The sequence below is a fragment of the Planctomyces sp. SH-PL62 genome, from assembly GCF_001610895.1.
In the GTDB taxonomy this organism is placed as follows: Bacteria; Planctomycetota; Planctomycetia; order Isosphaerales; family Isosphaeraceae; genus Paludisphaera.
This window is the reverse complement of sequence record NZ_CP011273.1, coordinates 628784-641802: the sequence shown is the minus strand read 5'-3', so window position 1 is coordinate 641802 and position 13019 is coordinate 628784. Positions and strand designations below refer to the sequence as shown.

Here is a 13019-nt window from a genome sequence, read left to right as displayed (position 1 = left end):
CGCGCTCAACGGCGGACGAGGAGCAGGATCGCGGCGATCACGAGGCTCGCGAAAGCCGCGAGGAGGGCCGCGGCGCGCAGGGGCCTGAGCCGCAGCCCCTCCCGGACGATGGTCCGCAGGATCCGGCGGCCGTCGCGGAAGGCCCGCAGCTTGCTCTCGGTCCCGGCGATCCGGGGATGGTACGCGACCTCGACCTCCAGCGTCGGGAAGTCGCCGGCCGTCGCCGCGACGGCCAGCTCGGTCTCGATCTCGAACCCCTCGGAGCGAAGGTCGACGGTCTCGACGAACCGGCGGCTGAACGCGCGATAGCCCGAGAGCAGGTCGCCGGCCCCGACGCCGATCAGGAGCCGGAAGGCGCCCCGGATGAGGACGTTCCCGAGGGCGCGGACGGGGGCCATGGCCTGCGCGCCGGGCACCGGCCTGCGCGCGCCGACGGTCATCGCGGCCCGGCCGTCCAGCACCGGCGCGACGAGCCGGGGGGCGGCCTCCGCGGGGTAGGTGCCGTCGCCGTCGGTCATGACGACGACGTCGTACCCCTTCAGGGTCGCGAACGCCGCGCGGACGACGAAGCCCTTGCCCCGGTCGGGGACGGCGACGACCCGCGCGCCGTGGGCGGCGGCGATCGCGGCCGTGTCGTCTTCGGAGGCGTTGTCGAAGATGACCACGTCCGCGCCGGGGAGGTGCGCGCGGAAGTCGTCGACGACGCGGCCGACGGCGGCGGCCTCGTTGTAGCAAGGGATGGCGACGGCGATCGTCGGCGATCGCCGGGGATCTTCGGGTCGTGTCACGGCGTACGGTCCCGCCTCGTTCTAGGGCGTGAAGGTTCAGCGCGCGGGGGCGTCGGCCCCCGAGGCGTCGAAGGCGACCGGCTGCTCCGCGACGATCGTGGCGACGATCGCGGCCGCGTCCGTTTTCCCACCCGACGCCACGCGGATCAAGAGCGAGCCCCGGCCCGCCGGCAGGTCCAGCTCGGCGGAGGACGGGGCGCCCTCGCCGGCCTTCGACAGCGAGACGGGACGGCCGTCGAGCCAGGCCGCCACCTCCGCCTGGGCGTCCAGGACCAGCGTCGCCTTCTGGGCCGTCGGCGAGACGATCGGAGTATGGGCGAAAACGGCCCCCTTTTCGCCCGCGGGCAAGAACGGCTGGAGGTCCGCGCGGCCCTCCGCGTCGGCCTCGATGCGGCGCCAGGTGAGCGAGCGGCCCGTCCCGTCGGCGACGGCCGCCTCCAGGTCCACGCGGGCCGTGGGATCGAACGCGGGAGCGCCGCCGGCCTCGGCGATCGGCCCCACGACCTGATATCGCCCCACGACGCCGACCGGCCGGCGCAGGGTGCCGAGATAGGCGATCAGGTCGACCAGTTCGCCGTCGGTCATCGTCGAGGCGAGGTTCTCGGGCATCAGCGAGACCTCGCTGGAACGACGCTCCTCGATGTCGGCGATCGGCACGACGACGCGATCCCCCTCCGCCGTCTTGATGACGATCCGCTGCGGCGATTCCTCGACCGGCAGCCCGGTCAAGATTCGACCGTCGGTCAGGGCCAGGACGACCGAGCGGAAATTGTAGCTGATCGCCGAGCTGGGGTTGAGGACCGAGTTGAGCAGCTCGCCCCGGCCGTACTTGACGCCGACGGTCGAGAGGTCCGGGCCGACCCAATGGCCGCGGCCCTGGACCCGATGGCACGAGCCGCACGATTCGGAGCCCTGGCGGAAAAAGACCTGCTCGCCGCGCGCCGGGTCGCCCTCGCGGCGGAGCAGCTCGGCGATCGGCGGCAAGGGACGGCCGCCGGCGGTCGACGGCGGGGGGAGGACGGCCGCGGCGGCCTCGCGGACGCGGGGGTCGCCCAGGCCGTGGATCGCCGTCGTCGCCTCGGTCTTCAGGTCGTCCAGGAGCTTGCCGTCGCGGGCCAGGTCGACGAGCCTCAGGCCCCCCTCGGGGAGCCGGGCCAGCGTCCGCACCGCCTCGCGGCGGAGGGAGACCGGGTAGGCCCGGTCGGTCAGGATTCCCAGGAGCCGGCTGCGGGCGTCGTAGAGCTTCGGCAGGGTGCGGACGGCGGCCTCGGCGCGGGCGTCGGACGCCGGGGCGCCGTGATGGGCGGCGATGAGGTCTTCGAGCACGCGGTTGGGGGTGACGTCGATCGCGCCGACGGCCTCCACGGCGGCGGCCGCCGTCTCTTCGGGCTGCTTCGGATCGAGGGCGATCCGTTCCAGCGTCCCGCGATACCGGCCGTCGCCGGTCGCGGCGGCCATCGCGATCCCCTGGCGCCGCCATTCGGGACGGCCCAGCGCGGCCTCGATCACCCGGAGGACCGGCGGCCGGTCCTTGGCCTCGCGCCACGGGCCGGCGAGCCGGCTCGCGAGCAGCTCGAGCAGGATGCGGCGGCGGACCGGATCGTCGGACTGTTCGGCCATCAGCGCCGCGACGTCGGCCGCGAAGGGTGAGCGGATCCGCTGGAGGACGTCGTCGCCGGCCTGCTGAAGGCCCGGCCCCTTCAGCTTCGGGAGGATCTGCTCCAGCAGGGGGAGGGCTTCGGGGCGTTGCAGCCGCCACAGGAAGCCCAGGAGCTTGCTCAGGGCGTTCGCTTCGGGTTCGGCCGCGCCGGCGGGGATGAACGCCTCGTTGCGATCGACCGGGAAATAGGGGGGGAGCGCGACCCGGTCGTCGCCCGCGAGCTTCTCGAAGTCGTCCGATCCGCCGAACAGCGAGGGGTCCATCAGGCCGGTCACGAACTCGGCCTCGCGGCCGTCGAGCGCCAGCCCCAGGGCTTCGAGATACCAGCGGTCGCGGCCGTCCCAGGCGGTGACCAGCTTGCGGAGCGCGTCGCCCACCTGCGGAGTCGGGGCCTTGCGAAGGGCCAGCAGCAGCTCGCGGCGGACGCCCGCATCGGGATCGTCGGCCAGCGGGAGCAGGAGGTCGAGGTGGGCCAGGGCCGGCGCGGGCTTGCGAGCCTCGGGATTCTGGTATTCGACGATCCCGTTCTCGCGACAGTCGCGGCCGAGCATGCGGACAGCCAGCTCGCGGAATCGCGGGTCGCCGCCGTGGAAGTCGCCGGGACGCTTGAGGATCTCGGCGGCGATCCCGGCGAGCCGGGGGATCGCGGAGGCGGTCCAGATCGCCCGAGCGGACTCTTCCGGCGTCCCCTCGCGGATCAGGGTCGAGACGGCGTCGGCCGCGGCGTCCCCCCGGGCGATCAGGGATCGCCGCGCGGCGTCCTGGGTGGCGACGCAGGGGGATTTCAGCCCCTCGATCAGCCCGGCGATCGAGGCGAAGTCGGGCTTGATCGCCTTCGGGCCGACCCCGACGGGCGCGACCCGATAGATGCGGCCGGTGTCCTGATCGGCGAAGGCGTGACCGCCGACGCCCGCGTCGTACCAGTCGGCGACGAACACCGAACCGTCGGGGGCGGCGGTCATGTCGACGGGACGGAACCAGGGGTCGTCGCTGGAGAGCATCACCCGGTACTCGGTCCCGAAGCTCGCGCCGCGGCGGGTGAGCGGGAAGAAGTTGATCTGGCGGGTGCCGGCCTCGGCTTCCAGCAGGCCGCCGAAGTAGCCGGGGAGGAGTCGCCCTTCATAGACGGCGATCCCGCAGGGGCTGCCGTTGCCGGTGCCGACGAGCTTGGGGACGTTGCCCGGGACGTCCTCGCCCCAGTGGCGGGGGCTGCCGGGGGTCTTGTAGCCGAACCGCCCGCCGTCCATCGTGTGGATCACGCGGCAGCCGCGGTTGCCGTCGTCGTCGTTGTCGCTGGTGAAGCCGTTGCCGAAGGCGTCGCGGCAGGTCTCGTAGTTGTTGCGCTGGCCGTCGCAGACGACCTCGAACTCGGTGCCGTCGCGGTTGACCCGGAGGGTGTTGGCATACTTGTCGGCGACGACGTGCCGGCCCGACTTATCCACCACGTCGAAGTTCTGGTAGCGCTCCGAGCGGTCCTCCTGGACCGAGCAGCAGCCGTCGCCGTGGGTGAAGTAGAGCTTGCCGTCGAGGCCGAGCGTCACCCCGTGGATGCCGTGGTCGGAGTCGAGCCCGCCGAAGCCGGTGAGCAGGGGGTAGCGCTTGTCCGCCTTGTCGTCGCCGTCGGTGTCTTCCAGCACGAGCAGGTTGGGGCTGTTGCCGACGTAGACCCGGCAGCCCAGATACTTCCCCTGTTCGTCGTAGCGTTCCTCGACGGCCAGGCCCATGGGGACGGGGAAGATCCGATCGGCGAAGACCGTGACCTTGTCGGCCTTGCCGTCGCCGTCGGCGTCCTCCAGGATCTTGATCTTGTCCGACTCCTCGACGCGGGCGAACTTCTTGTTGCCCCCGCGGGTCAGCCGGTAGTTGAGCCCTTCCGCGACCCAGACGCGGCCCCTCGAATCGACGTCCAGGCTGGTCGGGTTGAACAGGAGCGGCTCGGCGGCCCAGAGGGTCGCCTCCAGCCCATCGGCCGGCTTGAGTTTGCGCGCCGACTCCTCCGGTCCCGTCTGGGCGTGCAAGGCGGCCGGCGCGAGGGCCAGGCAGGCCCCGACGAGCGCCAGGGCGGCCCGACGGCGAGGCGATGTTGCGAGGGGTTCCATCGGCGGCTCCGCGAGATCGAGGGAGAGGGGCGCGTCCGTCGAGATGCGACGCTCCCCATTCTGGCCGAGCGGCCGGCGACGGTCCAGGCGCCGTCGGCCCTCGGCGAGATCCCGAGGGCCGACGACTCGGTCATTTCCTCGCGGGCTTCCCGTCGGCTCCCCGGGGTCCGTAGAAATCCATGAACACGTTGTCGCGCTCCAGGGGGAGCTGGAACCCGTCGGAGACGCGGGTCATGTAGAGGCCGCGGCAGAGCCACCAGAAGGTCGCCATGGCCGAGTCGGGGCCGAGGTCGGATTCCAGGCGGCGGTAGTCGTCGGGCGTCACGGTCCAGGGAGCCTTCGTCAGTTTGCGGGCGTAGGCGTAGGCCCGCTGCTCCTCGGGCGGGAAGGCCGACCAGTCGTCGCCGGCGAGCCGTCGCGTGCGCTCGGCGATCGCACCCTTGTCCAGTCCGGCGACCTCCAGCAGCATCTCGCAATGCCCCATGCAGTAGTTGCAGCGGATGGCGCGGGTCTGGACCCAGAAGAGGCTCTCCTCGAAGACGCGATCGGGACTCGCCTCGGCCCACATCGTCCGCGTCGCCCGGCTCCAGGGGACGGCCAGCTCGGGGACGTAGCCGGAGCAGACGAGGTTCCAGACGATCCGGGTCGGTCGCGCGGCGAACTCCGGCGGCAGCCCCTTCTTCACCTCGTCCCAGGCGGGGACGGGGAGGCGAGGCGTCCGCGCTCGCTGGCCTTCCAGGCGCGACTGGAGGTCGTCGTACGAGAGCCGCGACCATTCCGCGTCACGGTCGACGACCGTCTCCCCGCCGTCTTTCAGGGGCTTGAGGTCGGCCTGCGGGGGGAGGACCGGCTGCGACTGGAACGCGCCGGGGGCGAAGACGACCTCGATCGGCGGCAGCGGGCCGTCCGGCTCCATCGCCAGGTCCAGGCCCAGGACGATGCGGTCCTGGAAGTTGCCGTAGGCGCCCAGCAACACGGCCGCCGCCGCCCCCTTGCGGCCGTACGCCTCGACGAGCCGGGCGAACAGCTCGTCGGGGATCGTCGGCGCGTCGACGGTGTGCAGCCGGGCGAACTCCAGGGCGTCGCGATAGTCCGACGGCCATCCTTCCGGGTCGCCGGTCACGGCCTTGATCGTCGCCTCGTCCATCCCGGCGCGGCGGGCGTCGGCCAGGGCGTAGGCTTCCGAGTAAGCGCAGTGGTTGTTATGGGCGACGACCCAGCGCATCGCGGCGCGGAGCTTCGGGTCGAGCGGGCTTCGGGTGCGCTGGGCGAGATCCAGCTCCAGCATCGCGGCGGCGGTGCGGGGCAGCCGCGAGGCCACCCCCTTCGCCCAGCTCGGCAGCGGGCCACCGCCGCCCGAGACGGTCGCGGGCATGGCCTTCCAGCAGGCCGCGTCGTCCAGCGGCCGGGCCGGCGAGTCGCCGCCGTGGGCCGATCCCACGGTCAGGGTCAGGCCGGCCAGGCAGGTCCCGAAGGCTTTTCGGTCGAACGTCATGGTCGAGGTTCCTCTCGGTCGAACGGAAATGAGATGGGTCCGGGGTCGGGCTCAACGTGGGCGCCTCGACGCGCCGGCGGCCGGCATGTCGAGGGGGGAGCGGATGACGGTCCTCGCGGGGTGCGTGCTGATCGTGTAGGTCGCGACCTCGCGGGTGCGCTTGCCTTTCGGGGCCTCGAGCGACAGCTCGGCGGTGCAGGCCAGGTCGAAACCGGCCGCGTGCGCGTCGGGCCGGATCTCGTGGCCGACGAGCCGGAAGCCCGACTCCCAGCGGGGCTCGGAGAGGACGACGCCCGACTCCGCGGCGGCCTGGTCGATCGTGCGGCCGGCTTTCCAGGCGTCGAGCGCCGATTGCAGGAGCCGCCGGGCGTCGGCCGGGTCCTCGGCGCCGGCGGGGCCGCAGCCGGCGGTGGGCCAGGCGGCCAGGACGAGCAGGGCGGCGGCGAGGCGGATTCCTCGGGGATGATGCATCGTCGTCTCCGCATCAGTAGGCGTCGGAGCTGATGATCTCGCCCCCCGCGCGGGTGCCCAGGGCTCGCCAGACGTCGCGGGAGATCGCGTTCTTGATGAAACGGACCGAGCCGTCGCAGAGCAGGACGTTGACGCCCCCCGCGTGGGTGCTGGAGGCCACATTCAGGATCCGGCCGGGGGGGAACATGCACGATCGACCGTTCGGCGTGTCGCCGTGCCCGACGACGCACGAGGTGCTCCCCGCCAGCCAGGGCGATCCCTGGGTCGAGACCCCTTGCGTGCCGAGGGTCCGCACGTCCGTGGCCAGGCAGTCGGCGACGGCCGCATCCGGGGTCGCGGGGAAGGTCCTCGGCAGGAACAGGTCGGTGGCCGGGGTGGAGATGGCGTTGCTGAAGTCCCCCTTGAGCCGCTCGCTCATCGCCGAGGTGTTGCTGGAGCCGTCGCGAATCTCCGCGAGCGTGGTCCTGCTGACGCTGAAGAAGACGCCGTCCGGCGGGGGCATGGTCGCGTTCGCGCCGCTGCCCGCGTCGCTCGGGCCATAGGTGAAGAGGATGCCGCTCCCCTCGCTGAAGCGATAGTTGACGGGGGCCTCTCCGGCCGGGATCTGAACCTGCGGGTCGCTCGGGCAGGAGAAGACGGCCACGGCCGTGGCCTGGGTCGTCGTGTTGTCCGGCGCGTTCGGCAGCAGATCGAAATTGATCGTGTTGAAGACCTGGGTCTGCTCCATGTAGGCCAGCAGGCGGGCGAACCCGGAGAACGTCGCCGTGGCGGGGAAGTTCGGGGCCGGGGTGCTCAGCCCGCGGCTGTGCGGGAAGCAGCCCTGGACGTCGTGATAGTTGTGCAGCGCGATCCCGAACTGCTTGAGATTGTTGACGCACTGCATGCGCCGCGCCGCCCCCCGGGCGGCCTGCACGGCGGGCAGCAGGAGGGCGATGAGCACCGCGATGATCGCGATGACGACCAGCAACTCGATCAGGGTGAAGCCGCGACGTCTCATGGATGAAAACCTCCGAAAACGGGGGAGGGGAACGGATATGGACCGGGAACGGGCGCGACGCGGGCGCACGGCATCACGTCGCCGACGCGGGACGGGTCCGGCGCATCGGGGGATGGGCGTAGGCCGATGAATCGGCGCGACCGCGCGGCGACCGGGCTGCAAACGCGAACGAGCCCGGGGCGGTCGGGAGCGCGACGATCGGGGGATCTGGTCGGATGTCCAGACGGGGCGTCAGCGCGGGGGGTGGAAGGGGGTCGGCCCGCCGTGCACGGGGCGCAGTGCGGCGGACGCGTGGGAGAGGAGGGCGGCCCCGGGGTCCGGGGGCGGGGGAGGGGCGGCCAGGCAGCCCCAGCGATCGATCCGCGAGGCGGCGGCGAGCGTCGTGGGGGCGGCCGGCGTGGGATCGCTCGAACACCTCAGCCCGGCGCAGGGGGAGGCGGGGAGCGGGGGCGTCGGCTGGTCGGCCGCCAGCGCGCCGACGGCCGCGAGCAGGTCGAGGCGGGCCGCCTCGGGACGGACGTCGGCCGAGGCAGGGTGGCGGCACCCGGCCCAGGCCGTCGCGGGCGACGCCGCCCCGAACGCCAGCAGCGCCAGCAGGGCGCTCGCGGTCGTCCGCGTCGGGATGGGGGAAAGTGCCGCCATGGCCGCCCCGGGATCACGCGTCGGCGGCGAGCGACCGGAAGTCGGATCGCGTCGCCACGCTGGAGTCGAGACTTGTGAATGAGAAGGACTTTACCGCCCGAGCGCGCGGGCCGCAAGGGTGGCGAGCGGGAATCGGCGAGCGTCGCGCGATGCCCGCCGGGGGCGGAGCGCCCGCGCCCGGCGGGCCTTTCCAACGACGGCGAGGCGTTTACAATGGTCTTTCGGAGTGTCGAGGTTCGAGCCGGTCATGGCGAGGGGGGAGGAGCGATGAGCAACGGCGGGACGTCGCCGATGAGGACGATCGTCGGCCACTTGATCACGGCCGGGACCACGCTGGCCCTGGTGGCCCTGCTGCTGGCCTGGCGGCCCCACCCCCGGCCCGAGATCGCCGCCCAGGCCCCCGCCGCGCCGACGAGGCCCAGGCCGTCGCCCCGGCCCGGCCCAGGCGACGCCGGAGCGGGCCGCGAGCCTCCCGGACCTGGAGCCGGCCGACGGCGCGACCGCCCCCGGCGCGGCGCCCGACCCGGAGGCGTTGAAGGGCCTCGACCCCGAGGAGCGGATCAACGTCGTCGTCTACGCCAACGTGAACAAGAGCGTGGTGAACATCACCACGGAATCCGAGGTCCAGGGCTTCTTCGGCGCCGAGGAGACTTCGACGGGGACCGGCTCGGGGTTCGTGGTCGACAAGTCGGGCCACGTCCTGACCAACTTCCACGTCATCCAGGGGGCCGACGTCGTCCGCGTGACCCTCTTCGACGGCTCCGCCCACCCGGCGACCGTCGTCGGCGTCGACGCCTCGAACGACGTCGCCGTGCTCCGCATCGACGCCTCGGCGGACATGCTCCACCCCGTCGCCCTGGGCGACTCCTCCCTCCTCCTGGTCGGCCAGAAGATCCTGGCGATCGGCAACCCGTTCGGCCTGGAGCGGACCCTCACCACGGGGATCGTCAGCAGCCTCGACCGCTCGCTGAAGGCCAAGAACGGCCGGATGATCAAGGGGATCATCCAGACCGACGCCGCCATCAACCCGGGCAATTCCGGCGGCCCGCTCTTGAACTCGCGGGGCCAGGTGATCGGCATGAACACGGCCATCATCAGCAGCGTCGGCCAGTCCGCCGGGGTCAGCTTCGCGGTCCCGATCAACTCGATCGCGCGCATCCTCGGCCCGCTCATCAAGGAGGGCCGGGTCGTCCGCGCCGACCTGGGGATCTCCAGGGTCTACACGACCGAGTCGGGGCTGCTCGTGCTGGCGATCGCCGAGGGGGGCCCGGCCGAGCGCGCCGGCCTCCGGCCGATCCAGGTCAAGATCGAGCGGCTCGGCTCGGGCTTCATCAGGCGCTCGCTCGACCCCGAATCGGCCGACCTGATCGTCGCCGTCGAGCATAAGCGGGTGAAGTCCGTGGACGAGCTGCTGACCGAGGTGGAGAAACATCAGCCCGGCGACACCGTCCGGATCACCGTCGTCCGCGACGGGCAACCGGTCGACGTCCCGGTGAAGCTCGGCGCCTCGTCGTGACCGCCGCTCAGGCCCGCGCAGGGCTCGACTTCGACTCGGACGCCCGCCACCAGAGCAGCCCCGCGACGACCAGAGCGTGATCGATCCGGCCCGCCTGGATCAGCCCGAGGACGTCCCCGGCCGGGACCCGTTCAAGGGTCAATTCCTCGGTGTGGTCGAGCTTCGGCTCGGCCACGCGGCGGGCGTTGCGGATGACGAGCGTGAAGGTCCGCGAGGTCACCAGCGAAGGATTCGACCAGAGCGCGCCGATGAACTCCGGGGGATCGCCCGCATAGCCGGTCTCCTCCAGCAGTTCGCGAGGGCCGGCGACGAGCGGGTCCTCGCCGGAGTCCACGAGCCCGCCGGGGATCTCCAAGCTGTCCCTCCCCGACCCGGCCCGGAACTGCCGGACGAACAGCACCTCGTCCTCCGGCGTGATCGCGACCACGTGCACCGCGTCCGCCAGGTGGATGACGAAGAAATCGTGCGTCAGCCCGGAACTCCGCGACCGGAATCGCTCCTTCCGCAGCGCGAACAGCCAGTTCTCCTCGATCGTCCGGTCGTGCCTCCCCTCGTCCACGCGGGACCAGGAGGAGGTTTCTGGTTCATTCTGGGCCAAGGCGGACTCCGATGCTGGATTCGGTCCAGGAAGCCGTCGTTCGTTGTGCATTCCATCCCAGGCTCGGCCTGACCAACGACCTCGGCGGCGCGGCCTGACTCGGGGAGGATCTTAGCATCCTCGATCCAACGGGGCGAGCGGTGGTCGGGCCGTTCGCACTCATCCGTCAGGGGCGTTCCCCCGCGTGCTCAATCCACGAGTTCCAGCACCACCAGCAGCGGGCGGTGGTCGGAGGCGACGGGTTCGTCGAGGACCCGGGATTCGACGACCTTCCAGCGCGGGGCGGGGCGGACGAGGACGTAGTCGATCTGGCGGTCGGGCTTGTCAGCGGGGAAGGTGGGGAGGGGGGAGGAATCGGTGCGGGTCCAGTTCTCGCCGAAGGCCTTCATCACCCGGCTGTCGGGGAGGGAGTTGAGGTCGCCGACGAGCAGGGTGGGACGCTCGGGGTGTTCGCGGGCGACCTCCTCCAGCTTATTGACCGAGTCCATCCGCTCGGCGTCGTCGCCGCGATAGTCGATGTGGGTCGCCATGAACCGGATCTGCGTCTTCTCGGCGTCGGGCGCCGTCAGCTCGATCACGAGCGCCCCGCGCTGTTCGCCGACGTAGTGCGACGGGACGTGGACGTTCCGCCAGGCCGTGACCGGCAGGCGGGTCAGCACGGCGTTGCCGTAATCGCCCCCCTGGAAGACGATGTTGCGCTCGAAGATCGGCGTCATCCCGGTGAGCCTCGCCAACTCGCCCGGCTCGTCGACCCCCTGCGTCCGCGCGACGCCGCGATCGACTTCCTGGAGGGCGACGACGTGGGGGTCGACCGACTTGATGACCCCGGCGATCCGCTCCAGGTCGAGCTTGCCGTCCATCCCCTCGCCGTGGTGGATGTTGTAGCTGAGGATCCGCAGCCGCGTCGGCTCGTCGGCGAAGCTCGGCGCGGCGAGGGTGGCGGACAGGGAAGCGGCGAGGGCGAGCGTCCAGGTGCGACGATTCATCGGGCGGGCTCCAGGGGCGGGGCGGCGGTTCAGGGGGCGGGCTTGGCCTGGGGGGCGGCCTTGAACTCGTCGGCGGTCATTCGGCGGACGGTGCGGTTGAGGAGCAGGACGGCGCCCCCCTTGGTCGGGACGTCCTTGCCATAGGCCAGGATTTCCTCGTTGGGGCTGCCGCCTCCCTCCTCCTTCGTGTCCGGCAAGGGGGCGCCGTAGATGACCACGACGTCGCCGGAGGCGACCAGTTCAGCCCCGCCCGACGCCCCGGGGTTGGCCCGAAGCTCCTTGAACGACTTGGGGGCTTCCCCTTGCCCAGTTGGTAGTCGCGGAGTGTTTCGGCCACCTGCTCCAGGCGAAGCTCCTCGCCGCGATCGGGGGTGGGAGGGCCGCTCGGCGTGGCGTCGCAGCCGGCGACGAGGGCGGTGGCGAGCAAGGGGGCGAAGCAGCGGATCCAGGTCTTCATCGGGCACCTCGAAATACGCCCGCCGGACGGCGACCGGGACGAGTCCCCGGCCGCCTTCGGGCGATCTGCGTCATACAGACTCATTCGGGTCGACTCAGTAGGCGTCGGAGCTGACGACCTCGCCCCCCGATCGGGTGCCGAGAGCCCTCCAGGTCGCGGGGTTGATCGAATCCTTGATGAATCGGACCGAGCCGTCGGCGAACGAGGCGTTGACGCCCCCCGAATGCTTGCTGCGGGCGGCGATGTGGGCGCAGATGAAGTCGGAGCTGTTGGCGCAGTCGTAGGTCCTGGCGTTGGGGGTCTGGGTGTGCGAGAAGAAGGCCATCGGGGCGATCCCGCGATAATACTGCTGCCCGCGATACCGAAGGCGGGCGCCCGCGAGGCACGAAACGGGGGAGGGGAGCACGCTGGTCGTGAAGTCCCCGGCGGCGACGCTGTAGACGTTCAGCAGGCTGCTCGTGTCCAGCTCGCTCGCGACGTTGGCGTTCGAGGTCCCGCGGAGGGTCTCCGAGAACATCGACGTGTTGCTCGTTCCGTCGGAGATCGACGCGATCGTGCAATTTCCGGAGACCCGCTGGTAATCCGGGCTATAGGCTCCGTTGACCTGGAGCGGCGCGCCGTAGTCGAGTCGGACGTTGAAGACGCCCGCCTGATTGGCGTCGACCTCGGTCTTGTTCGCCGCGTAGCCGGCCGGCGGGGGCCCCAGCTCGGGGCAGGAGGTGCCGCCGATCGACCCGAAATAGTTGTTATAGCCGATCATCCCCTTGAGCCTGATGCTCGTCGGGTCGGACGGGCAGATATAGGCCGAGATCAGGAGCGCGCCCGCCGTGATATTGGGGTCGCCCATCGTGCCGTCGTTGATCTTGTTGTAGATGCCGTTCAGGTTATAGGAGAAGTTGTACGCGTTGAAGAGGTTCGCCCCTTCCAGATAGCCGAGCATCGTGACCAGCGGCGTGGGCCGGGGATGGAGCGGGACGTTGATCGTCGGCGTCGCGCCGAAGCCCGGCGGGAAGAAACCGTTGGTGGACTCGAAGTTGTGCGCCGCCAGGCTCAACTGCTTGAGGTTGTTCGTGCATTGCGCGCGGCGGGCGGCCTCCCGCGCCGATTGCACGGCGGGCAAGAGCAGCGCGATCAGGACCGCGATGATCGCGATGACCACCAATAACTCGATCAACGTGAATCCGCGACGATTGGCTCGGGACATGGACGGCGTCCTCCGACGATGCGATGAGAGAAAGATGCGCGCGGGGAGCTGGGGCGGGATTCCCCGAGAGCCCATGAGCTGCATCGCCCGTCGGCTCGCGAGGGAA

Annotated in this window: 10 protein-coding genes and 1 pseudogene; 1 reads left to right on the top strand and 10 read right to left on the bottom strand. The window is 71.3% G+C overall.

Features of this window, described 5'->3' with window-relative positions; all coding sequences use genetic code 11:
• Window positions 1–5: 5 nt before the first annotated feature.
• The 6 genes and pseudogenes from VT85_RS02460 to VT85_RS02435 all read right to left on the bottom strand — a co-directional run bounded on the left by VT85_RS02460 (window position 6) and on the right by VT85_RS02435 (window position 8152).
• Window positions 6–788, bottom strand: a complete 783-nt coding sequence (locus VT85_RS02460) for a glycosyltransferase (protein ID WP_068410004.1) — start codon at window positions 786–788, stop codon at window positions 6–8.
• A gap of 36 nt (window positions 789–824) precedes the next feature.
• Window positions 825–4547 (bottom strand): PVC-type heme-binding CxxCH protein, encoded by a 3723-nt coding sequence (locus VT85_RS02455; protein ID WP_068410001.1) that lies wholly within the window; start codon window positions 4545–4547, stop codon window positions 825–827.
• Between the two features lie 130 nt (window positions 4548–4677).
• Window positions 4678–5943, bottom strand: a pseudogene (locus VT85_RS02450) (carboxymuconolactone decarboxylase family protein); the annotation flags it as partial.
• Between the two features lie 150 nt (window positions 5944–6093).
• Window positions 6094–6513, bottom strand: a complete 420-nt coding sequence (locus VT85_RS02445; RefSeq protein ID WP_068409996.1) for a hypothetical protein — start codon at window positions 6511–6513, stop codon at window positions 6094–6096.
• Window positions 6514–6526: 13 nt separating this feature from the next.
• Window positions 6527–7510, bottom strand: a complete 984-nt coding sequence (locus VT85_RS02440; RefSeq protein WP_068409993.1) for a DUF1559 domain-containing protein — start codon at window positions 7508–7510, stop codon at window positions 6527–6529.
• Window positions 7511–7741: 231 nt separating this feature from the next.
• Complete coding sequence (locus tag VT85_RS02435) at window positions 7742–8152, bottom strand: hypothetical protein (RefSeq protein ID WP_068409991.1); 411 nt, start codon at window positions 8150–8152, stop codon at window positions 7742–7744.
• A gap of 532 nt (window positions 8153–8684) precedes the next feature.
• Here VT85_RS02435 and VT85_RS02430 point away from each other — a divergent pair.
• Window positions 8685–9668, top strand: a complete 984-nt coding sequence (locus VT85_RS02430) for a S1C family serine protease (RefSeq protein WP_197491054.1) — start codon at window positions 8685–8687, stop codon at window positions 9666–9668.
• Between the two features lie 7 nt (window positions 9669–9675).
• Here the strand turns inward: VT85_RS02430 and VT85_RS02425 are convergent, their stop codons facing one another.
• The 4 genes from VT85_RS02425 to VT85_RS02410 form a co-directional block, all read right to left on the bottom strand.
• Window positions 9676–10266 (bottom strand): NUDIX hydrolase, encoded by a 591-nt coding sequence (locus VT85_RS02425; RefSeq protein ID WP_068409972.1) that lies wholly within the window; start codon window positions 10264–10266, stop codon window positions 9676–9678.
• A 188-nt stretch (window positions 10267–10454) separates the two neighbouring features.
• A complete protein-coding gene (locus VT85_RS02420) occupies window positions 10455–11252 on the bottom strand; it encodes an endonuclease/exonuclease/phosphatase family protein (RefSeq protein ID WP_082858305.1) in 798 nt (265 codons plus the stop codon).
• Between the two features lie 29 nt (window positions 11253–11281).
• Window positions 11282–11470 (bottom strand): hypothetical protein, encoded by a 189-nt coding sequence (locus VT85_RS02415; RefSeq protein WP_068409969.1) that lies wholly within the window; start codon window positions 11468–11470, stop codon window positions 11282–11284.
• Window positions 11471–11803: 333 nt separating this feature from the next.
• Window positions 11804–12913, bottom strand: a complete 1110-nt coding sequence (locus VT85_RS02410; RefSeq protein ID WP_068409966.1) for a DUF1559 domain-containing protein — start codon at window positions 12911–12913, stop codon at window positions 11804–11806.
• Window positions 12914–13019: the final 106 nt, after the last annotated feature.